General features: G+C 68.7%; 18 protein-coding genes and 2 pseudogenes. 8 read left to right on the top strand and 12 right to left on the bottom strand.

The features are described 5' to 3' along the window. Nucleotides 1–380 precede the first annotated feature (380 nt). On the top strand, nucleotides 381–878 hold the full coding sequence (locus tag OG948_RS56825; protein WP_331772922.1) for a hypothetical protein: 498 nt from the start codon (nucleotides 381–383) through the stop codon (nucleotides 876–878). Between the two features lie 776 nt (nucleotides 879–1,654). On the opposite strand, the gene OG948_RS56820 is transcribed toward OG948_RS56825, so the two are convergent. Further along, nucleotides 1,655–2,653: an NAD-dependent epimerase/dehydratase family protein gene (locus tag OG948_RS56820; RefSeq protein WP_331772921.1), complete on the bottom strand. Its 999-nt coding sequence runs from the start codon at nucleotides 2,651–2,653 to the stop codon at nucleotides 1,655–1,657. Then, nucleotides 2,650–4,677, bottom strand: coding sequence for a D-glycero-beta-D-manno-heptose 1-phosphate adenylyltransferase (gene rfaE2 / locus OG948_RS56815; RefSeq protein WP_331772920.1), 2,028 nt, complete (start codon nucleotides 4,675–4,677; stop codon nucleotides 2,650–2,652). The genes OG948_RS56820 and rfaE2 overlap by 4 nt, the downstream gene beginning before the upstream one ends. Before the next feature lie 163 nt (nucleotides 4,678–4,840). On the opposite strand from rfaE2, the gene OG948_RS56810 reads away from it, so the two are divergent. After that, a complete protein-coding gene (locus tag OG948_RS56810; RefSeq protein WP_331772919.1) occupies nucleotides 4,841–5,449 on the top strand; it encodes an HAD family hydrolase in 609 nt (202 codons plus the stop codon). Nucleotides 5,450–6,187: 738 nt separating this feature from the next. Here the strand turns inward: OG948_RS56810 and OG948_RS56805 are convergent. Beyond that, the gene (locus OG948_RS56805) at nucleotides 6,188–6,388 is read right to left on the bottom strand and encodes a hypothetical protein (RefSeq protein ID WP_331772918.1); all 201 of its coding nucleotides are present in this window, start codon (nucleotides 6,386–6,388) and stop codon (nucleotides 6,188–6,190) included. Nucleotides 6,389–7,229: 841 nt separating this feature from the next. After that, nucleotides 7,230–8,624, bottom strand: a complete 1,395-nt coding sequence (locus OG948_RS56800) for an AMP-binding protein (protein ID WP_331772917.1) — start codon at nucleotides 8,622–8,624, stop codon at nucleotides 7,230–7,232. 799 nt (nucleotides 8,625–9,423) lie between these two features. Here OG948_RS56800 and OG948_RS56795 point away from each other — a divergent pair. Then, nucleotides 9,424–9,807, top strand: coding sequence for a hypothetical protein (locus tag OG948_RS56795; protein WP_406300806.1), 384 nt, complete (start codon nucleotides 9,424–9,426; stop codon nucleotides 9,805–9,807). Between the two features lie 932 nt (nucleotides 9,808–10,739). On the opposite strand, the pseudogene OG948_RS56790 reads toward OG948_RS56795, so the two are convergent. Then, nucleotides 10,740–11,640 (bottom strand): annotated as a pseudogene (locus tag OG948_RS56790) (IS110 family transposase); the annotation flags it as partial. Nucleotides 11,641–11,742: 102 nt separating this feature from the next. On the opposite strand from OG948_RS56790, the gene OG948_RS56785 reads away from it, so the two are divergent. Further along, nucleotides 11,743–12,372 carry a transposase family protein gene (locus tag OG948_RS56785; protein ID WP_331773631.1) on the top strand — a complete coding sequence of 210 codons (630 nt, stop codon included), beginning with the start codon at nucleotides 11,743–11,745 and terminating at the stop codon, nucleotides 12,370–12,372. Here OG948_RS56785 and OG948_RS56780 read toward each other — a convergent pair. Continuing rightward, nucleotides 12,341–12,681: pseudogene (locus OG948_RS56780) on the bottom strand (transposase); the annotation flags it as partial. The gene OG948_RS56785 and the pseudogene OG948_RS56780 sit on opposite strands and share 32 nt — an antisense overlap. Before the next feature lie 303 nt (nucleotides 12,682–12,984). Between OG948_RS56780 and OG948_RS56775 the strand changes: the two are divergent. The 4 genes from OG948_RS56775 to OG948_RS56760 all read left to right on the top strand — a co-directional run bounded on the left by OG948_RS56775 (nucleotide 12,985) and on the right by OG948_RS56760 (nucleotide 16,189). Further along, entirely contained in the window at nucleotides 12,985–13,557 is a 573-nt protein-coding gene (locus OG948_RS56775) for a hypothetical protein (RefSeq protein WP_331772915.1), read from the top strand. Further along, nucleotides 13,554–14,249, top strand: a complete 696-nt coding sequence (locus tag OG948_RS56770; protein ID WP_331772914.1) for a dCTP deaminase domain-containing protein — start codon at nucleotides 13,554–13,556, stop codon at nucleotides 14,247–14,249. The genes OG948_RS56775 and OG948_RS56770 overlap by 4 nt, the downstream gene beginning before the upstream one ends. Beyond that, the gene (locus tag OG948_RS56765) at nucleotides 14,246–15,643 is read left to right on the top strand and encodes a methyltransferase domain-containing protein (protein ID WP_331772913.1); all 1,398 of its coding nucleotides are present in this window, start codon (nucleotides 14,246–14,248) and stop codon (nucleotides 15,641–15,643) included. Before OG948_RS56770 ends, OG948_RS56765 begins: the two co-directional genes overlap by 4 nt. A gap of 78 nt (nucleotides 15,644–15,721) precedes the next feature. After that, on the top strand, nucleotides 15,722–16,189 hold the full coding sequence (locus OG948_RS56760) for an NAD-dependent epimerase/dehydratase family protein (protein WP_331772912.1): 468 nt from the start codon (nucleotides 15,722–15,724) through the stop codon (nucleotides 16,187–16,189). Between the two features lie 177 nt (nucleotides 16,190–16,366). On the opposite strand, the gene OG948_RS56755 is transcribed toward OG948_RS56760, so the two are convergent. The 6 genes from OG948_RS56755 to OG948_RS56730 form a co-directional block, all read right to left on the bottom strand. After that, complete coding sequence (locus tag OG948_RS56755; protein ID WP_331772911.1) at nucleotides 16,367–17,122, bottom strand: hypothetical protein; 756 nt, start codon at nucleotides 17,120–17,122, stop codon at nucleotides 16,367–16,369. A 144-nt stretch (nucleotides 17,123–17,266) separates the two neighbouring features. Beyond that, nucleotides 17,267–17,452: a hypothetical protein gene (locus OG948_RS56750; protein ID WP_331772910.1), complete on the bottom strand. Its 186-nt coding sequence runs from the start codon at nucleotides 17,450–17,452 to the stop codon at nucleotides 17,267–17,269. 57 nt (nucleotides 17,453–17,509) lie between these two features. Beyond that, on the bottom strand, nucleotides 17,510–18,307 hold the full coding sequence (locus OG948_RS56745) for an ABC transporter permease (protein ID WP_331772909.1): 798 nt from the start codon (nucleotides 18,305–18,307) through the stop codon (nucleotides 17,510–17,512). After that, nucleotides 18,294–19,076 carry an ABC transporter permease gene (locus OG948_RS56740; RefSeq protein WP_331772908.1) on the bottom strand — a complete coding sequence of 261 codons (783 nt, stop codon included), beginning with the start codon at nucleotides 19,074–19,076 and terminating at the stop codon, nucleotides 18,294–18,296. The genes OG948_RS56745 and OG948_RS56740 overlap by 14 nt, the downstream gene beginning before the upstream one ends. 4 nt (nucleotides 19,077–19,080) lie before the next feature. Continuing rightward, nucleotides 19,081–20,013 carry an ABC transporter ATP-binding protein gene (locus tag OG948_RS56735; RefSeq protein WP_331772907.1) on the bottom strand — a complete coding sequence of 311 codons (933 nt, stop codon included), beginning with the start codon at nucleotides 20,011–20,013 and terminating at the stop codon, nucleotides 19,081–19,083. A gap of 261 nt (nucleotides 20,014–20,274) precedes the next feature. Continuing rightward, nucleotides 20,275–21,684, bottom strand: a complete 1,410-nt coding sequence (locus OG948_RS56730; protein WP_331772906.1) for an AMP-binding protein — start codon at nucleotides 21,682–21,684, stop codon at nucleotides 20,275–20,277. Between the last annotated feature and the right edge of the window lie 208 nt (nucleotides 21,685–21,892).

Genomic DNA, 21,892 nt, shown 5'->3' with positions numbered 1-21,892 from the left:
GGACAGTTGCGCGAAACTCCGCGGATTCGTCCGGCGCGAGGCCGGCCTCGGTTCGCGATGGCGCCGGTGACTTCGTCATCCGGTCCTGATACCGGCATCATTCCAGCGGACGCCCATCCATCCGAGACCGTTCGTCTGCCCGGGGCGCCCGCCCGGGGAAATGCGCCTGTTCCGCGCGGATCTCGGACGGTGCGTCCGCGTGGAGGCTGCATCGTGGGCCTCGCGGCCATCGCTCAACCGAGCCGGCGCCGGTGAACCGCAGTGTCGGTCCGGGATGTTCGTGTCCGGTCGATGCGAGTCCCGCAGTGGGATCCGGGGCGGATGCGCAGCTCGGGTCGGGCGTTGTTCCGGGCGAATCTCCGCAGCGCCAGGATGAGAGCATGACGAACGACGATGTGGCTGTGATCGCGCTCCTGCGTCGGCTCGACGACGCGGATCACCTGACGGGACCCCGAGAGTACGACGAGGGAGAGATCTCGGCCATGCTCGACCGGCTGGTGTCCCGGTTGGAGGCCGACTTCGCGACCCGCTGCCCGGCGCAGCGCTACGGCCGGAACACCGTCGAGTACGCCTGTGTCGTCGTCCCGGGCGAGGCGACGGTGTGTGGTGAGCGGATCGTCGTCTCCGTGAGCAATTTCGGCTCGCTGGCCATGGTGGCGGCGGAGAACCCCGGCGCGTATCTGGGGACGGACGACGCGCGCGAGGAGGGCGCGCTGGACGTCGGGGACCTCGCCACCGTGGAACGCGCCCTGATCGACATCGGGTATGTGTTGGTATCGGAAGTACTGCTTCACACCCGCTACGACGGACCCGCGCCGCTGCGCACGGACGAGCGGTGGCCGGCCACCTGGTGGGACCGCTACTTCGGCCATCCATAGACCCCCATAACCCAGGCGACGGCGGGCGGATCGGGCGCGGGCCTCGAGTCGAGGGCCCTGCGGTGGCATGCCCGAACTCGCCTGCCGTGTGGGGTTGTCGTCCGGTGCACGTCGAGCACCTCGGGCCGCAGGATCTCCAACGCGGAGGCGCCCCAGCCGGGAACACGCTCTCGTGTCGCCGCGACTCCACTCGGGACCACGTCGCAACGCCGGCTCCGTCGGAGCCGCCCCTTCGCGTCCGGTGGTGCCTTCGTTGATCTGCCGGACCGTCGACTCTTCTACGGCCGGGACCGGCGCTGCGCGGCGCGCTCCACCTGACGGAGCAGCAGGTTCACAAACTGCCCACCGTCGAGGGCACGGAACCCTCCCACCACCGCTGGGTGTTGGCCTGCCGCGGCCTGGCACGTCCCGAGGAGATCGCGTACTACCTCGCCTTCGCCCCGGCGGACACCGCCGTCTCCGAACTGGTTCAGCGGTGGGAACACTTGGCGGCGATCGGCCCCGACTGGAATCCCGCCGCACGGCCGAACCCGGCGCAGCGGTGGTCGCCGGACTGGCAACGCATGCTCGCCGCGCACCGCAGCCCGACACCTGGCCACCGCCCCCGAACACCACCTGCCCGCCGGGGGACGGTCCCTGTGGAGCGACGGAGTACACCTGAGCAAACTCGGTGATGGCCTCGTACGCGCCGACCTCGCACGCGCCCTGTGCAAGGTCGGCCTGTTCGACGAACTCCCCGACTACCCGCCGATGGACCGCGACCCGGCCGTCGACCACTACCGGCCGGCGTTCGAACCCCACCGGCCCTGAGCGGTGCCCTGTTCCACGAACGCGGAGAACAACGCTGCGGCGGCCTCGCGCACCACATCCGGCGGGGCCGCCACCGCGACACCGGGAAGGACCGCGTCCAGCGCGGTCATGTCCGCGCACGTGTAGTACTGATAGGCCCCCGCGACCGGGTTCGGCACGAGATCCACCACCAGGTCCGCGCCGTGCCAGCCCGCACACCACTCCAGCAACTGCGCGAACGAGACCGCGTGGCCGGCGCCCAGGTTGTACACCCCGGCCGGCACCGCCTCCTCCAGCAGTCGGGCCACGGTATCCGCGACCGTCTCCACCGGAACGTAGTCGCGCGCCGCGGTCAACGTGTCGGCGAACACCCGCACCCGCCCCGACACCGCCGCGCCGCGAACCAGTTGCGACAGGATCGACGCCATCGGACCCTTGGCCATCTCCCCCGAACCGAACACATTCGTGTACCGCAACCCCACCCAGCCCGCGCCCCGCCCCGGATACGAGCGGCACATCGCGGTGTCCAAGGCGAGTTTGGACACCGCATACGCGTTCAACGGCCCCGAACACCGGGCCCGGTCCGCGACCGCTCCCTCCGCGATCGGCGCCCGCCGGGACAGCCGCCCGTAGACGCTGTGCGATGAGGCGTAGACCAGCCGGGTGCCCGACCGCGCACACGCGGCGGCGATCCGCAACGGCCCCAAGGTGTTCGTCTCCCGCAGGGCCGCGCTGTCGGGCACACGGGTGTCGGTGATCGCGCCCTGGAGCACCACCGCCTCGAACGCCCCGGCGGCGATCTCGGCGATCCGAGCCGGATCCGCACCGTCCCCACGCACCCATCGTTGCGCCGCCGTGCTCGCCGGCGCGCGTCGCACGTCACAGCCGACCACCATCCAGCCGGCCCGCGCCAGCACCGCCGCGACGTGGCCGCCGACGAACCCGGCGGCACCGGTCACCAGCACAACGCGCCCGGCCCGGCTCACCGCCGACCCTCCCGACGCACGGCCTCACTGATCAACGACGTGGTGGAAGGACCCTCCACATAGGGAACCAGCACCACCTGGCCACCCCAGAACGCCACCGCGGCGGCCTCGGGGATGTCCCCGATCCCGTAGTCGCCGCCCTTGACATACACGTCGGGACGGATGCGGGTCAGGATCTGCTCGGGGGTCGACTCGGCGAAGACGACGACCGCGTCCACACAGCCCAGCGCGGCCAACACCGTCGCCCGATCGCGCTCCGGCACCAGCGGCCGAGACGGACCCTTGAGGCGGCCCACGGACGCATCGCTGTTCAGGCACACCACCAAGCAGTCACCGAGCCTTCGCGCCTGCTCGAGGAGCCCGATGTGGCCGGGGTGCAACAGGTCGAAGCAGCCGCCCGTCGCCACCACCGTCCCACCCCGCGCCCGGACTTCCGCCAGCACGGTCCACGCGTTCGAGCCAGTCGCCTCACCCGAAGGCGCTGCGAAAGCCGACGGGTCCAGGGATGCGGGTCCGCCGTCCGCGACATACGCCGATGCGGCCCGCACCGCGACGTTGGCCGCCTGGGAGGGCATTCGGCCCATACCGAGCGCCATCGCGACTGCCACCGCGAACCGATCACCCGCCCCGCACGCATCCGCACCGGCTATCGATCGCGCGGGAGGCGAGACCACCAACGGCGGCCCGACCGTGTCCTGCACCAGCACCGCACCCTCCGCCCCACGGGTGACCGCGACCTGCCGCACCGCCCACCGCTCCAACAACCACCGCCCCCGCGCCACGTCACCGGCCAACCCTTCGCCCGCGACGTCATCCCCGGCGAAGGCCCTGGCCTCCATCGCGTTCGGGACCGCAACTGCCGTGCCCTCCACCGGGCCCGCGCCGCGCGGATGCGGATCCCACACCACCGGAACCCGCCGCGCCGCCGCGGTCAACGCCGCCCGCACATCCGACCGTGAACACATCCCGCGTCCGTAGTCGCACACCAGCACCACTCGAGCCGCCCCCACCGCTTCTTGCGCGGCCGCAGTCCAGCGGCCCACCAAAACGGGCCCCGGATCCTCGTCCAGCCGCATCAGCGTGCGCCCGTGCGAGCGGATCCGCCGCTTCACCGCCACCCCGCCACCCCCGCCGGGTAGCGCCAGATCCACGACGACCACCCCGGCGTCCATCAGCAGCGCCCGCACCGCACGTCCGGCCGCGCCCGTGCCCACCGCGCTCACCAGGACCACGTCCCAACCCTCACGAGCGGCCATCACGGCCGCCAACCCCGCTCCGCCCGGCCGACGCACCGTGCGCGCGGCGCCGATCACCGGAACCGGGCCCTCCGGCGACAACCGGTCTACGGTCCCGGACACGTCCTCGTCCAAGACCGCATCCCCCAGCACGACCATCCGCAGCCGCTCGGCCGGGCGTTGCGGCCGCGCGGGCAGTGGGTCCGTGCGGCACGCAACCAAGCCGCCGGCCGGCGAGGCGGGGGCGGCGGGGAGCGAGCCCAGGGCCCGGTCGACCGCCGCGCACACGATGTGGACCGCCGCGAGATGACACTCCTGCACCGTCGCCGACTCCGCATCCACCGCGACCACTTCGTCACACTGCGCCGCCAGCGGGTTCGGCGAAGAGCCCGTCAACGCCCACGTCGTCAAGCCCAACTCCCGCGCCCGCTCCACCGCCCGCAGCAGGTTGACGCTCTCGCCCGACGTCGACAGGACCAACAGCACGTCCCCGGCCCGACCGTGCGCGTGGACCTGACGTGCGAACACCTCAGCGAAGCCGAAGTCGTTGCCGATCGCGGTCATCGCCGAGGAATCCGCGTGCAGCGCCATCGCCGACAAGGGCGTGCGATCGGTGTGGAAACGCCCCACCAGTTCGGACGTCAAGTGCTGTGCTTCCGCAGCCGAGCCCCCGTTCCCGGCCACCAGCAATCGCCCTTTCCCCGAGCCCAGCCGCACCGCGAGCAGGCGACCCCACGCCTCCAGACGATCCACGTCCACCGTGCCCGCAGCACGTGCCAACGCGCGCATGTGCCCTCGTCCCAGAACCATTCGCCGTCGCCCTCCACTCGCAGACGTCACCTGTGGACCGCCAAACAGGGACAGAGCCGCCGAGAAGGGGAATCACCCGAATCCGACATGGCACGATGTCCCGACAGTGGCACCATGGAGTCCCCCTCAGGAAGATGACTCCATGAGCAACCGACCCGCCGTCTTCCTGGACCGCGACGGAACCCTCACCGAACCGCGGCATTACCCCAGCCGGCCCGAGCATCTCGTTCTCCAAGGCGGCATCGGTCCGCCGCTGCGTATCCTGCAAGAGGCGGGGTACGCCCTCGTCGTGGCCACGAACCAATCCGGCATCGCCCGGGGCCTGTTCACTCTCGCCGACCTCGATGCCATGCATCGACGGCTGCGGTCGATGCTCGTCGACGTCGGAGTACGCATCGACGGCATCTACGCCTGTCCCCACCACCCCGAAGGCACCGTGCCCCCGCACACGATCGCCTGCCACTGCCGTAAGCCCGAGCCCGGTCTGCTTCACCAGGCAGCCCGCGAACTTCACCTCGACCTCACGCGCTCCTGGATGCTGGGAGACTCACCATGCGACACCGAAGCGGGCAACCGGGCAGGATGCAGAACAATCTTCGTCGGACCCGGAGCCCCTGCGAACATCGGGGAGATGAACGCCCCGACAACCGCGCAGGCGCTCCGTGCCCTCTGGCGCACTCTTCAGCGTGGCCCCGGGTACGCGGGCTGCGCAACACCGCCGCCGCCATCACCGCCCTCCTCGGGCTGCTGATGCTCCTCCTCGAACTGGTAGCCGGATCGACCGGCGCACACATCACGCGCCACCTTCCCGGCTACGCGGGCGAGGCCCTCTTGACGCCACCATCGAGACCCGTGCTCGTGGCCATGCTGAGGGCGGCGGAAGATGCGACCGACGACGGCAACTTCCGTCGCCTGTAGCGGAGGCGCATGCGCCGGCCCGTGACGGTCTCCGCCCCTACGCCCACGCGCCGGACGCATTCACCGCCAAACGCGTCGTCTTCGGTTCCGGCCGGCCGCTGTGCACCCTGGCGGTCGACTACTCCGAAGTCGTCGAGACCGCCGAGCACCCCATCCAACACCTCAGCCCACCGAGCGTCATGCGGCATGGACCGACAACGCGTCACGCCTGTCCACACTCGCTCCACAGAACTTCGCGGGAGCCTGAGGACACAGTCCCATCCAGCGATCCTCCTCGTTCGCTCCATCGCCGACGTCCACGGTGAACGACAGCGCCACTCCGGGGAGTGGGGGGTTGGGCTGAGCATCGCGGTCATGTTCAGCGGCCATTGATCGTTCAATCCGCCGTGGTGGCCGATGCGTTCCACGACGAGGTCCGCAGCGCGACGTCGTACGTGTCGCGCCCACCGACCCGGCCCCGTCCAACGGCCGGGGTCCGGGCAAGGACGGGGGTGGGGCCGTCGAGAGAGGTGCCTTCGGTCGGCGGTGGGGTCGGGTCGCGGAGGCCGCGATCGCGACGGTGGGGTGGGGGTCAGTCGTCCGCCTTGAGCCCGGAGGGCTCTTGAGTGGAGGTGTAGCCCGCGACGAGGTTCGCGTCCGCTGCGTGGACGAGCAGGGTGCCGTCGGCGACCACGTTCGCGCAACGGTCGGGATCGTAGTGATGGTCCGGCAGCGGGTGCGGAGAGCCGGCAGGGGCCGCAAGGCGGCGGGTCAGGAGCAGGGGTATGGCCATGGGCAACCTTCGGGTGCGTCGGGTGGTGGTGCGAACTGCCTCGCGTTTCATGGAGACCGAGTCGGCTCGGGCGTCGGAGGGGTCCCTGTGGCTTGTGCGATCGGTGTGCGGGTCTCGCACACGCCGTCGAGGCCGAGGACTCGGGGCAACTGTGAGGTTGGATGTCGTCTGCGTGCTCCTCGGGCCACCGACTCCCCATCGTGGGACATGCCGCACGTCGGAGTCCTCGTCGCGCGAGGTGATGTCGGGGCCGCGCGGGTGTGAACGTGGCAGTGTTGCGGCGGTCCGGCCTGCGGCTCGGACAACGTCATCGTTTTCTTGGCCTTGCGGAGCCGGCCGGCGATGGTGAACCGGGCCCGGGGCCGGGGATGGTGCCCCGGACGTCGATGTCCGGGACCTTGCCTTTGTGGCACCACGCCGCTGAAGTTACCCGCGCCGGGAACACGAGTCGTATGTGTCGATGCCGAATTCGGTACGACTTCTTGGGCGCGAGTGAGACCGGAGGGCCGTGGTCGGGTGGGGTGTTTCGGGGAGGGATATGGCTATGGCGAGTCCGCCGTGGTGGTTGGCGGTGGCGGGTATCCGGGCCGCGTGGGCGTGGACTATGGACAGGCCCAGGCCGGAGCCTTGGGTGGAGCCTGTCCGGTTGGGGCGAAAGCGGCGGACGACTTGCCCACCCGGGGCCGGTGAAGTACCGGCCCTGGGCGTTGACTGGTACGCACGGGCCGTCCTGGCAACGCCGTCGGCGCGAAGGAACTGCCGGATCTGCGCGATGCGCTCTCCTTGGTCATACTGCTCACCTCCTCGAAGAGTTGGAAGAGTTGCCCCTCAGCCGTTGGGCTCAGGGTGTCTCGGCTGCCACGATGGTTGTGGGAGCGTCGGGCAGCAGGCTCACGAAGTCGACGGCCTTGCGGCGTCCGTGGCCGAGGAAGGATGCGTCGTCGACAATCTCCACCCGACCTTCGATGTCCGCACCGAGCAGGTCCTTGAGGTTCCGGGTCAGTGCTTCGTGGTGCACCGAGGCGAAGGCCGAAGCCGGTGCGATGAGCACGGACACGGTGAAGTCGGCTCGTTGCACGATTTGGTAGCGCCGAACCGGACACCGCCGAGCCGCACGCGCAATCCACAACGTGGGCAGTGTGGTTCCGTCCGGCCGCCGGATCACGCCAAAGTTGCGGCCTTCCACCAGGTTCATCGCCTTATGGGGTAGATCGCAGGCGCACGGCGTGGCCGCCATGGAACCGAAGTCGCCGGTTCGGTAGCGGATCAACGGCATCGCCGCGTTCGTGAGGTCCGTGACCACGATTTCGCCGACCTGTCCGTCCGGCAACGGCGACCCACTGTCGTCGACCACCTCGAGCCAGAGTCTTTCCGACTCGATGTGATAGAAGCCGTTTTCGCACTGAACGGCTATGGTGCCCGTCTCCTTCATGGCGTACATATCGCGTACCGGGACACCGAAGAATTCGGAAATCGCCTCGCGCACGGCAGGGATAAGAAGCTCACCACAGGTGACGATGGACTTTACCGGCGGCAACTCCCGTCCGCACATTTGCAGCAGGCTCATGAAATCCACAAGATTTCGGGGAGTTGCCGTCAGCACGTCGGGGCGGAAATTCATGGCGCGTAGGGCAAATTCTTCGAGGCGTTCCCCTCGAAGTCCGGTGATGCCGAACTGTGCGACGTGCGCGAAACCCATGCCGGGAGACGTGTATTCAAACCAGGAATTGAGGCGGGTAAGGCAGGGCATCATCACCTTCCGGTTGAATACCGGCCCCTGTCGCTGATTCCTGACGAGTGCGGTCGCCCACTCGTGCACCATTGCGTCGTTGTGACGGATCATTCGCAGCGGAATTCCGCTGGTTCCCGACGTCTCCAGGATCCGGCACGTCGCGGGGTCGATGCCGTCGTCACAGTATTCGATCAAGCGCGCGGACAGTTCGCGCTTCGTCGTCAACGGAAATTCGGAAAGCAGCGCCCATGGGTCCACCGAGCCTGCGACCGCTGCCCTCAGTTGCCGGTACGCCGGGACAGAGTTGATCGCGTGCCGAAGGATGGTTGCCAGCCGCTCACGCTGGTTTTCCTTGATCGTCTCGGGGCGGCTGACTCCCTCGGTGTAACGCTGAAATTCGCGGTAGACCTGTGGGAAAAGCAGCCCCTCATGGATCGTCTGCGATGGCCAATGCTGCTCATCTTCCGGCGAACCCGGCGCATCGCATCGCTGTTGCATCACCATGCCACCTCTAGCTTCCTTCACCTGCTCCAGGCGGCACATTGGCCTCGAGCGGGTGCACCTGAGGGTTTCCTTTCGGCTACCCTCGGCCGACATCTTGACGCCGGCGCCACCTGTCAGGCAAACAATCTTCCTTGTTCAAAGAAGGTGAACAACCCACGTGGCCACCGGACGGGGTTCTCGGCCTTCGCGTGCGGCCGCGGCTTTCGTACGTGTTCCGAGAAGGTGACCAGTTCCGCACTGCTGCGGGCCCGCGGGAAGGTTGTTCCCGTGGTGCCGGTGGTGTGAGGGAGCACCGCTGGTTCCGGTGGGGGATGCCGCAGGGAGCGAGGATCGGCCGCCGTCAGGGTCGCCTCGTCCACAGTGGGCAGCAGTGCCGAATCCTCCTCGCTCCGCACCGCCTCCTTTGCCGCCACCGTCCGATCCGGGTCGCCGCATCCCGGGTCGCGGAAGTCGACCGTCTCCGCGTCGACGAAACGCGCCCATCGCGGATGGCTGCGCACGGGGCAGGCTTCACTCGGAGCGCGACCGTCCCGGTGACGGTGGCCGTGGGGCCGTCCTGGGGAAGGCAGGACAAGTACGCCTCGACACTTGTGACATCGCCCGGCGCCGGTGGGTTCGAGGGAAGGGAGACGGGGTCGCGCGGATGCGGCAGGTACGGCTCCGCTCCTTCCCGCACCCGGCCCAGGCAGCCCTGCAGGACCAGCCGGTCGTGGTAGTTCGCCTCTCCCCCGCAGCGATGCAGCAAGGCGGTATAGCGCACCGCGAGGCACCGCAGCGGCGTCCGGCCGAACGCCGGCGCGTGAAGGCCGTCGTCCCGGTCGAGCAGGTGCTGGACGATCTGCACCGACTCGCCGGCCGGCGCTCCTACGCCCGACCGGTCGGTCCGCAGCTCCAGCAGGCGCCGGTGGAGCATCTCGCTCTGGGACACCAGGGAGAACACGATCCGGACCAGCTCAGCACGTTCGTCAACCTCGCCGAGACGCGGGGCGAAGGCCGCGAGGGCCCGACCCGCGAGCAATGTCGCGTGGTAGAGGCGCCGGACCTCCCCCGCTACCTCCTGCACGTCCGGCTCGGCCGCACACGGCTGCGAGCGTTCGAGGTCGGATCGAGCGAAGAGGGGTACGCGCTCGGCGGGCAAGGACATCGAGACCTCTTCCCGGATTCGGTTGTCTGCACCGCCTGAGCGGGGGAGGCCGTGGGCCCCATCGTCCCCACCGTTGCGATCGAACTCGGTCCGCTGGCGGGCAAAGGGCAGCGTCTGTCCATATTTTCTCCTCGGTAAAGCGAATCTCGACCAAGCGTGTAAGTGCTGATCGTTCGTGCTGCAGCTGCATGGGGTCGAAGTCCCGCGCCGGAGGACGAACGGTGTTGTTCACATGGTTCGTACCCAAAGGGGGATTTAGTATGAGAGGCGTCCGTGCCGACATTCCCGCAGCTGCCCGAAAAGGAAAGTATTGTGCCTTTTCTGGGAAGGCGCCCAGCGCAAGTGCAAACCAGCGTGCAGCCGACCGCAGAGCGAGTCAAGGCTCAATTCTGATCCATCCAGGCGTCAGGACGCCCGGATGGGTCTCACGGGCCGGCCCTGCACGCGACGAAACCACGGTCCGAAGGGGAGTCAAGACCCGCTCGGATCCGTCGGGGCCCTTCGTGGGGAAAGGGGGATCCTCGCGCAGCCCGTGAACGGCTCAGGGCCGAGACGTTCCGCCCGCCCGTGTCGACTACCCAGCTTATGTCAGTGAATTATTGGAATTTCGGCGCTTTGCCCGAGATCGGTCGACCGATGGGCCGTGAGCGCCATATTTGTCCAGTGGGGAGCGATCCGCGCGCGCGGCGGTCGAGGGCACATGACGCATCCTCACCTCTATGGCCAGTCGCACAAAGTTTCCGGGGAATCTCTGGACGGGCACCGAAAGCACCCGGCCACTCCAGGAGCCCACGCTGTCCACATGCACAACCCAGCCTGAGTCCCGCCTGATCAGAACTTCTCCAACTCCTCGGCCCGGCAGCGTGGATCAGAACTCCCCCAGTCCCCCTGCGGGGATGGCCGCCACGAACGCGTCGCTCACGGTGAGCGTTCACCGGCGGAGAGAAAAGGACTTCCCAATCGTGATGCCAAGCCGCGAGCGTGACGGGAGGTGAGGCGATGGAACTGCTTTCCGTCACGGATCATTGCCCACAGGACGTTGAGGCGTCGGCGCGCGAGGGCCGGCGGGGCCTGCTTGTGGCCCTTGCCCTCGCTCCGTTTCCGGTCGTAATACGCCTTCGAGGCGGGACAGCACTGGAGGCTGACCAGGGCCGACAGGTACATGGTTCTCAGCAGTCCGCGGTGATGGCGCAGAGGGCGGCGCATGTTGCCGCTGACGCGGCCGGAGTCGCGTGGCCGGGGGGTCAGGCCGGAGAAACCGGCCAGGCGATCGGCGCTGCCGAAGGCGTCCATGTCCCCGCCGGTCGCGGCGAGGAACTCGGCGCCGAGTTTGACACCCATACCGGGCAGGCTGCGGATTGCCTCGGCGTGCGGATGCTCACGAAACCGGGCCTCGATCAGGGCATCGAGCTCGGCGATCTCCTCGTCGAGAGTCATCACGCCCTTCGCGAGGCGGACTGCCATGGCGGCGGCCGGCTTCTCGCCGTGCAGAGCGGTCTGCTGGGCCTGGGCGGCCTCCACCGCTGTCTTCGCCAGTGCGGCGGCATTGCGGACCTTGCGGTTCCTCGGCCAGGTCTCGATGCGTTTCGTGCCGGTGCGCCGGACCGCGGCCGGGGTCCGGAATCCGGTCAGCCGCGTCACCGCCCCCCGGTTCGTCAGCTCCAGGGACCGCTCCAAGGCCGCGAAAATCTCGAGCAGTTGGGCCCGAAGCCGGTTGATCTGCCCGGTGCGGTCGAAGACCGCACCCAGGCGGCGGGTGGTCAAGGTGCACAGGTCCACGACAATCTCGTCGCCGGGCCGCAGGAGGCCGAGGTCGCGGCGGACGCGGGCCTGATCGGCAATGACGAAGGCGTCTTTCGCGTCAACGGCGCCTCCATGACAGCCATACCCAGATGTCAACGGCCAGTCTTATCGGCTCTGCGTCACATTCCGGGGAGCGGCTACGGTCAGTGACGAAGGAGCTTGGGGGCGCACGTGGGCGCACGTCGTTCGAATGGGTGCGGTTACGAAGTCCACGTCCGTGCGGCGAGCAGCGTCGAAGACGCCGTGTGTCCGGACTGTGGTGCTTCGTCGACGCGGGTGCAGGACCGCTATGTCCGGCGGCCGGCCCACAGCACTGTAGTCGGCCGCGCGGTCGCGGTTCACCTGGCCGTGCGCCGCTTCGTCTGCGACGACCGGGGGTGCCCACGACGGACGTTCGTCGAGCAGGTCGACGGGCTGACCTGGCGCTACGGTCGCCGGAGTCGCGCGCTGCGGACGGCGCCGGAGCGGATCGCGCTCGCCCTGGCGGGCCGCGCCGGTGCCAGACTGGCGGCCGGTCTCGGCGTGTCGACCAGCGCGGCCACCTTGCTGCGGCTGATCCGCGCGCTCCCGGAGCCCGAACTCGACCACGCGCCAAGGGTGCTCGGTGTCGATGATTTCGCCCTTCGACGATCGCACGTCCACGCCACGGTCCTCGTCGACATCGAGGGCCACCGCGTCATCGACGTGCTGCTGGACCGGACGTCGGAGACCCTCGTGGCCTGGATCGACGCCCATCCGGGTGGACCTGCTCCTCCAGGCCATGAGCCACAAGCCGATCCCGGAACCCGGTCAGCACGGTGAAGTCGAAGCCGGGATGCGCAAGTTCGAGGCCCAGCAGGTACTTCCAGTCGATCCTCGCCCGCACCGCATGAGCGGCCTGGCGATCGGTCGGGTTCTCGGCGAACCGCAGCACGGACCAGCGCCAGTTGCCCGGGCGAGACCCCCGGACGGCCCCGGACCCCGAACGCGGATCGGAAGTCCTCGTCGCCGAAACAGCGGGCCGAGCGCATCCCGCACTCGCATCGCCAGGCACCCCTTCGGGAACGCCGCGCGCGCGACCATCCGCGTTGCCTCGGGAACCCCCCGACCCGAACCCCGACCCATCGACACCACACCACCCCGTCCCGCGACCGCACGACGAACACCCCTGACAGGCCGCGACTTCAGGCTCCATCCCGCAGATCCCGAGTGACTGCAAGATCACCCAGGTTCACCCAATTGAGCAGCAGGGTCATCGAAGCCTCGTACAACCTACGCAGGTTGCACAGCGGCCTCGGCTACCGCAGCCCCGTCGAATACGAAGCCGCACTCGCGGCCTGACCACCACAACGACGGTGTCCGTCAAAGCGGAGCAAGCTCAGCCATCGCCCCGGCCGCGCAGTGGGCGCCCGGGCCAACTCGCGGGAGGACGACGTGAGAATCGCCTTGTACGGACCGAGTGGGGCCGGCAAGTCGACGAGCAGAAGCATCCTCGTCGACACGTTCGCCCACCTCGGTCACCCCGCAGTCGCACTGCGACTGGCGGAACCGCTGTACCTGCTGCAGAACGTGGTGCGCGCCGTTGCCCGAATGCCACTGGCCGACCCCGCCGCTCAGGACGGTGCCCTGCTGGCCGCCCTCGGTGAACACCTGCGTCGCATCAACCCAAACTGCCTGGTCGAAGACTTCGCCCAGCGGCTGCACGCGGCCACCACGGCACACCCGAACACGGTCGTGATCTGCGACGACATGCGCGCCCCCGACGCGCAGGCACTGGACCGGCTCGAGTTCACGTTCGTACAGGTCACCGCCCCGGACGCCGCCCGCACAGCTCGACTGGCCGCGCGCGGCGACGTCAGCGCCGCCGACCACAACCACCCCACCGAGGCCCCGATCACCCGCCCCGCAGACCATGTCCTCGTCAACGACGCGAGCATCGAGCGTCTACGCGACGACATCCGGTCCCTCGCGGAGACCCTCCTCGCACGACGGGACACCCCGCGATGATCCTCACCGGCCCCGAGATCGCCGATCGCATCGAGAACGCCTCGATCACGTTCGAGCCGTTCGACCCGACCCGGCTCAACCCCAACAGCGTCAACTACCACCTCGCGCCCGAACTGCGTGTCCACACCGCTTCCCGGGTGGACGCGCTCGACCCCCCGCCCACCCGCGACGTGCGCATCCCCGACACCGGCCTGGTGCTGCAGCCGCGCCGGGTCCACCTGGGCACCACCGTGGAGACCATCGGCTCCACCACCACCGTGCCCTCCCTGATCGGGCGTTCCTCCATCGGCAGGCTCAGGCTGTTCGTGCGGATCTCCGCCGACCTGGGCAACCTCGGCGCCGCCCACCGCTGGACCCTGGAGATCGTCGCGGTGCAACCGGTGCGCGTGTACCCGTACATGCGGATCGGACAGGTCTCGTTCTGGACCATCGACGGCGACCCCGCCCGCCCCCACGACGGATACTTCGGCCGCCTCGACGACACCCGACCACCCCGCCCCGCGCACTTCGCGTCCGCCGTGCAGCCCGTGCGCGTGTACGCCGGCATGGTCCTGGCCCACGTGACGTTCCGGCGCTCCCAGGGAAAGGTCACCCTCTACCACGGCAAGTACCAGGGCTCGCAAGGCCCGCAACCGTCCCGCTCCTGGCAGGACTTCGAGCACACCCCCGCCTTGAGCGGGGCAGCCCGATGATCGGGCCCGCACGGCGCCGCGCCGCCACCGCCCCGGCGCAGCTCGCGGCCGCCGCAGCGGCGTTGATCGCGGCGCACTACGTCGTCGAACGCCACCAGATCGGCGCCGTCCTGGTCGACGCCGACGGCCGGCACCACCACGGCCTGCACGTGGAGGCCACGATCGGCCGCGCGTCCTTGTGCGCGGAACCCGTGGCACTGGCCAACGCCGTCCTCGCCGGCGCCCCACCCGCCGTCCTCATCGCCGCGGTGCGTCACCCCAAACCCACCGAGACCGGCGGGCCGCGCCTGGTCCCACCGTGCGGACTGTGCCGCGAGATCCTCCTAGACCACGCCCCCGACATCCACGTGGTCCTCGCCGGCTCCGACGGGCCGACCGCGGTGCCGCTGGCCGACCTGCTCCCCCACAAGTACGTCGGCACCAAATGGGCCCGCAACCACACCCCGACCACGCTCCACCAAGAGGGCACCACCATGGACTCCGGTATCCCCGAACCGGACTTCCGCACCGCCGAGGTCGACGACGTCGCCGATCGCGTCATCCCCGACGAGCACTTCACCCTCTCCACCGAGGACGCGCGCGACACGTACTTGGCCGACAGGCGCGTGCTCGACGCCAAGCAACTCGCCCACAACCGCTACCGCACCAACCCCCGCGCCCTGGTCGACCACCTGCGCGAACACCTCGACCTCACCGGGACCGAGGAACTCCTGGACCTGGGCTGCGGCAACGGATTCGTCCTCGAACACCTGCGGCCCCACCTCGCCGACGGACGCATCGTCGGCCTCGACATCGCCCCCGGCATCCTCGCCGCAGCCGCCGCCCGCCTGCGCGGGGTGGCCACCGACTGCACATGGGTCCAGGGCAGCGCCGACGACCTCTCCCGCTTCGACACCGACAGCTTCGACCGGGTCATGGCGAACTACATGATGCATTACGTGCCCGATATCGCCCGGGCCCTCGCCGAGACCCGCCGCGTGCTGCGCCCGGACGGACGGTTCCTCCTCACCACCGACAACGTCCGCTCCCTGGTGGAGATGTACGACGTGCACTTCACCGCGCTGCGCGCGATGGGCGCCCCCGAGGGCCTGTTCGAGGCATCCCCAAAGGGCCGCGTCTCCCTCGACAACGGCGGCGTTGTCCTGGCCGAGCACTTCGACACCGTCGAACTGCACACCTGGCAGGACCAGTTGCGGTTCGCCGAAGCCGAACCCTTCCTCGACTTCTACGCCGGCCACAACTACATGTGCGCCGCCTCCCTGAACGACCCCGACCTGGACGAGGCGTTCTTCACCGAACTCCGCAATCGCGTCCGCGCTCTCGTCCAAGCCGCCATTACCGAACGCGGGCACTTCGCCGTTACCAAGTTCACGGGTGCCTTCGTCTGCTCCTGAACCCGCCTCGGCAGCCGGCGACACCCCCAGGGGGCTTCGCCGGTGCTCCACCCGACCGACAGAAAAAGGGCCCTCACCATGGATACGCGGCTGACCACCCTCGACGGCGCCAAAATTTTGATCACCGGCGGCGCCCGTCTGATCGGCACCCGCTTGCGCGACCTCCTCAGCCGCGCCGGCGCCACCACCACACTCCGGGACGACCTCAGCGCCTACGACCGCGTCACCCTGCCGCTGCTCGGCGTCGACCCCCACGACCCGCGCCTGACGATCGGCTCGATCTGCGACGAGCCTCTCGTCCGCGACCTCGTCTCCCGAGCCGACCACGTCGTGCACGCCGCCGTCACCGGCTGCGCCCAGGACCCGCCACCGCGTTCGCCGCGAACATCGCCGGCACCGACGTCCTCCTGCGAGCGGGTCGACGCTGCTGCGGACGATCCACCGGTTCGACGCCCCGGCGCCGCCGAAGGTGGAGGTGCTGGCTGCTCGACGAGATCGCCGCCCGCGGGTACACCGGCAGCCGCAAGACCGTCCGCCGCTTCCTGAACGGCCCTGCCGAGAACCAGCTTCCCCCTTCCGCCGCCCCATCCGGCAGGTGGTTCGGTGGATCGTCGGCCGAGCCGAGCGGCAGAGCGAGGCCGCCCGCCGGCAACTGAAGGAATTGTGCGAGCGCTGCCCCCACTTCGCGGAGATCAACCGGCTCGCCCGCGGCTTCGCGACGCTTCAGCGGAAACGGCACGGCCACCGACTTCCCGAATGGCTCGCCCGGACGGACGTCTCCGAGATCAAGGAACTACGCACGTTCGCCCAGGGCCTGCGCAACCGGCCGGCGATCGTCGACCGGGCCCGGCGGCTGGTGATGTTGCCGCGGACATCCGCGCTCGGAACGCCCGCTTTGCGGCAGAGCATCGGGATGACGGTGTTGTTGATGTAGGACGTCGAGACCTTGCGGGCCCGGATCGCGCACAGCAGGTCGACGCGCTCGCCGGTTCGGCGATCGATGAAGGACGGTTGGGGCGGGCGGAGGGCCTGCCAGGCGTCGATCCCGTGGCCGAGGATCGGGTCGACCGGTTTCGTGAACGACGTGCCGGTCTTGTGGGTGGGAACGTCGAGCAGGCAGACGACGTTGCGTGCCAGGACTCGGTCGGAGTCGCCCGCGATGGCGGTCCCGTCGTGTTGCCGGCGGACGCAGCCCACCCGCAGCCGGGCGATCTCGTCGCTGCGTTGCCCGCTGAACAACCAGGTCAGGGTAACGGCGCGGACCAAGTCGACCGGATGGAAGTGGCCTCGGTTCGTCTCCGGGAGGTCGCCCCGTCGAAGGTTGAGACCTGCCCAGAGGAGCTTCGCCCAGACATCGTCGGCGATCGCTCGCGGGTTCGAGCCGAGCAGCGCGGCGATGCTGCGCGGGGTGCCGAGCGTGCGCTGGGGGTCGAAGCGGCGGGGCAGCCATTCCCATTCCCGGCAGTCGCGGAAGAACATCCGGAGCGCGGTGACCTGCGTGGCCTTGGCCCCTGACCCATGCGGGCGCGTGTCGCCGGAACTCGACCTGCGTACGGCCGCGCAGGTCGACCCACTCCTGTGGGGTCCGGGCCCAGAACGAACGGCCGGAGTCCCCGCACCGCGTCAGCACAGCGCGACCGCGTCCAGCATGGCCCGCCGCCGATGGGTGGTGGGCGGCGAGTCCAAGCCCGCGTTCACTGCCTCCAAGGGCGCGAGCGGCCCGCCGATCACGCGCCAACCCGGCGCGTGGGGATCGTGACGCTGCAACCGGCGAAGATTCCGCACCCCGAGTTCGTCAATGGCGCGCACCTCCTCATACAACGGGTACGCCCCTGTTTGACACACCGTCAATCGGACTCGGAAGCCTCAGTAGATGGATTCAGGAACGGCTCCGGTACGGATTCGGCGCGCGTGAAGGCGCAGGAAGAGATGGGTGGCAAGCAGCCACAGCGCCGCCACGACGGCCTCGTGAAGAACCGCGGTACCCACGGGGTTGGTCACACCGGCGCGGAGGGCCTGCAGGCCGGCGCCCAGGGGTAGGGCTTGGCCGATCGGGCGGAGGACATTGCCGGACCCGGCGGGGACGATCGCGCCGCTGCACAGCAGGATCAGATAGGCGGCGGAGTTGACGACCATGCCTTCGTCCCAGCCGATGAGCACGAGAGTGCAGCAGAACAGGCCCACGCACAGGCAACTCACCGTGGTGACGAGCACGATGGGGAACGCGGCGGCGACGCGCAGCATGTCCGTGTGGCCGAGCATGACCGGGCCCAGGAGGAACAGTGCCAGACCGGAGGCGACCAACCCCTCGACCAGGTATACCCAGGAGCGCAGCATCATGATGGCGAGGAGTGGGACGTTGCCCAGGCGAAGGCGATACATGGTGCCCTGCGGGACCTCGGCGGTGATCACGGCGGGGACCTGGGTGACCACGGCCGGCACCGCGGCGAAGGCGACGGCGCCGACGAAGGCGTAGGTTTTCCCGGAGTCGCCGTGGGCGAGTTGGCCGAGGAGGGTGAGGAAGGTGACCTGGAATACGACCCGGGTCGCGATGCCGAGCCGCGCCGCGATGCCGCCCGAGGTGACGCGGTAGTCCTTCCGGGAAAGGCTGCAGATCCGTAGTGCGGTGGCGAGGAACGACCTCAGGGCGTCAGGCGAGTTCAAGGGTTCCCCTTGCTCGGCCTCGTCGCAGCACGACGTCGAATGCCCAGACCCCGCCGGCCAGATAGAGCGCGGTCAGCAGCGCGAAGCCCGCGAGATGGACGAGGGTGGGCATGCCTCCGTAGGCGGCGTCATGGACCATGCCTGTCACGTGGTGCAAGGTGATGACCTGGGCGGGCCGGCGCAGACCGACGGGAAGCATGTCCAGCGGGATGACGAGTCCCCCGAGAACGAAGACCGGGTAGCCGAGGGCCTCGATGATGCGCAGGCCCGCCCGGGAGAGGAAGACCACGCAGCACAGGAGAAGTCCCATGGCCGCAGCCGAGACCAGGGCCGCCACCGCGATGACCGCGGCCGCGGCGGGATCGGGGACGTCGACACGCAGGCCGAGAACGGGAACGGCGATGGCCACGGCCGCCAGCGCGCGTACCAGTCCGGTGGCTGCGATGCCGAGCGTCTTGCCCATCAGAATCGCCAACAGGGACGCCGGGCGGACGAGAAGCGCCGCGAGGGTCCCCTGCGTCGCCTCACGGCGCAGCAGGGTTCCGGCCCCCCAGACGGTGGACGACCACAGTGCGAGCATCACGCAGCCGAGGGCGATCTCGGTCGTTCGCCGGGGGTCGGCAGAGGAACCTCGTTGGGACGCAACTGTCAAGAAAACCACGGGTTGGATCACGGAAATGACCAGCGCGGTCTTGACCCGGGCCGTTTCCCGTACCTGGAGTACGGTTGCGCGCCACAGCACCCAGCCGTGCTGTATGAGGGTCTGCAACCGCTCATTCATGGCTGGGTACCAGCCTGCGCATGACGGCTTCGATGCCGGGTGAGGCGACGTTGATGTCCGTGACGGGGTGTCGGCGTACGACGTCGGCCAGTTGGATGAACATCACCGGGCTCCACGTGTCGACCTGGAAGGTGAGCGTCCAATCGTCCCTGTTCTGTTGGATCCGCACGGACGGATCGCTCAGGAGGGGATCGGCGCCTCGAGGAGCGGCGCCCGGACCGCTCAAGCGGACCTCGGCGGTGAAACCCGCCTGCTTGCGGAACTCGACGATGGGGAGGTCGTGTGACACCCGTCCGGAATCGAGCAGGACGACCCTGCCCGCGAGTTGGTCGATGTCGGCCGGATAGTGACTGGTGAGAAGAATCGCCGTGCCTGCGGTGGCGAGTCGGGTAACCGTGTCGCGAATGCGCTGGGCCTCCATGAGGTCCAGCCCCACGGTGGGCTCGTCCAGCATGAGCAGGCGTGGTTGGTTCAGCAGCCCGATCGCCAGGTGAAGGCGTTGTCGCATGCCTTTGGAGAAGGTCTCGACACGGCTGTCGGCACGCTCCGCGAGTCCGACTCCTTCCAGGGCCGACAGCGCGCGGGGCCGCAGTCGGCGGCGCACTCCGGACAGCCCGCCGAAGAACATCACGTTGTCGAGCGCGGACAGACGCGGATACAGCCCTCGTTCCCCACCGAAGACCACGCTGAGGTGGCGTCGCGCCCGGCGGCTGTGCGTGGCCACGTCGTCACCGCAGATGGCGGCGTGGCCGGCCGACGGAAGCAGCAGCGTGGACAGGATCTTCAGCAGGGTGGTCTTGCCCGCACCGTTCCCGCCGAGGAGGCCGACGACTTCTCCCTCTCCTATGGTGAAGCCGACTCCGCGCAGGGCCTCGACGGGCGGGGTGCCGGGGAACGTTCGGCTCAGGTCTCGCACTTCCAACACCGTCTCTCCCGGCGCGTGCACTTGGCCGCCCACTCCCTCTCACCTCACCCTCGGCCGCATCGGGACCGTTCGCGATCGACTTGCCCACCCGGGGCCGGTGACGAAGGACCGGCCCCGGGCTTCGACTGGTACGCGCGGACGCTGTCGCTAGGCGACGCCGTCGCCGCGAAGGAACTGCAGAATCTGCGCGATGCGCTCTTCCTTGGTCATGCCGGTCACCTCCCTCGAAGGGTCGAAGGTGTCGTCCCTCAGCCGACGGGCTCAGGGGGTCTCGGCTGCCTCGACGGTGGTGGGGGCGTCGGGCAGCAGGCTCACGAAGTCGACGGTCTTGCGGCGTCCGTGGCCGAGGAAGGACGCGTCGTCCACGATCTCCACCCGGCCCTCCATGTCCACGCCGAGCAGGTCCTCGAGGTTGCGCGTCAACTCTTCGCGGTGTGCCGAGGCGAAGGTCGAAGCCGGTTCGATGAGCAAGGACACGGTGAAGTCGGCCCGTTGCACGATCTGGTAGCGCCGAACCGGACAACGCCGAGCCGCACATGCGATCCAATACGCGGGCAGGGTCGTTCCGTCCGGACGTCGGATCACACCGGGGTTGCGGCCTTCCACCAGGTTCATCGCCTTGTGGGGGAGACCACATGCGCACGACTCGGTCGCCATCGAACCGAGGTCGCCGGTGCGATAGCGAATCAGCGGCATCGCCGTGTTCGTGAAGTCGGTGACCACGATTTCGCCGATCTGCCCGTCCGGCAACGGATTCCCGTCGTCGTCGACCACCTCGAGCCACAGTCTTTCCGACTCGACGTGATAGAGGCCGTTTTCGCACTGCACGGCCATGGTGCCGGTCTCTTTCATCGCGTACATATCGCGTACCGGGATGCCGAAGAAGTCGGAAACAGCCTCGCGCACGGCGGGCAGGAGAAGCTCACCACAGGTGACGATGGACCGTACCGGCGGCGGTTCCTCCCCGCACTTTTGCAGCAGGTCCATGAAATCCACAAGATTTCGCGGGGTTCCCGTCAACACGTCGGGACGGAAATTCACGGCGCGCGTGACGAATTCCTCGGGGCGCTCCCCTCGAGGTCCGATGACGCCGAACTGTGCGACGCGCGCGAAGCCCATGCCGGGGGACGTGTATTCGAACCACGGGTTGGGGCGCGTAAGGCACGGCATCAGTACCTTCCGGTCGAATGCCGGCCCCTGTCGCTGATTCCGGACGAGGGCGGTCGCCCACTCGTGCACCATGGCGTCGTTGTGACGGATCACGCGCAGCGGAATCCCACTGGTGCCCGATGTCTCCAGAACGCGGCACGTCGCTGGGTCGATCCCGTCGTCACAGTGGTCGATCGAGCGCTCGGACAGTTCCCGCTTCGTCGTCAACGGAAATTCGGCGAGCTGCGCCCACGGGTCTGCCGAACCTGCGGTCGTCGTACTCGTTCTGCGATATGTCGGGACGGCGCCGATCGCATGCCGAAGGATCGATGCCAGCCGTTCACGCTGCATTTCCTTCAGTGCCTCGGAATGGTTCGCCGCCTCGCTGTATCGCTGAAATTCACGGTGGATCTGCGGAAAAAGTAAACCTTCGTGGATCGTCTGCGATCGCCAATGTCGCTCATCCCAATGCAGCTCGCCTTCCGGCGAATCCGGCGCATCGAGTCGTTGTCGCATCGCCATGTCACCTCTGGTTCCTTACTCACTCCGGGAAGCACATCCGTTCGGAGTGGGTCGACCTTCGGCTGCTTTTCGAGTGCCCTGGCCGACATCTCGACCCTGACACCGCCGAAGAACTCTGTCAAGCAAACAATTTTCCGCTTCCGAAGAAAGCCCACAACCATCGAAGAGTCGGATTGATTCCCATTTGATGCTCGAATTCCGTAGCAGC

Origin of the sequence: Embleya sp. NBC_00888, from assembly GCF_045207655.1 — a bacterium.
Classification (GTDB): domain Bacteria; phylum Actinomycetota; class Actinomycetes; order Streptomycetales; family Streptomycetaceae; genus Embleya.
This window is presented reverse-complemented; position numbering and strand designations above follow the sequence as displayed.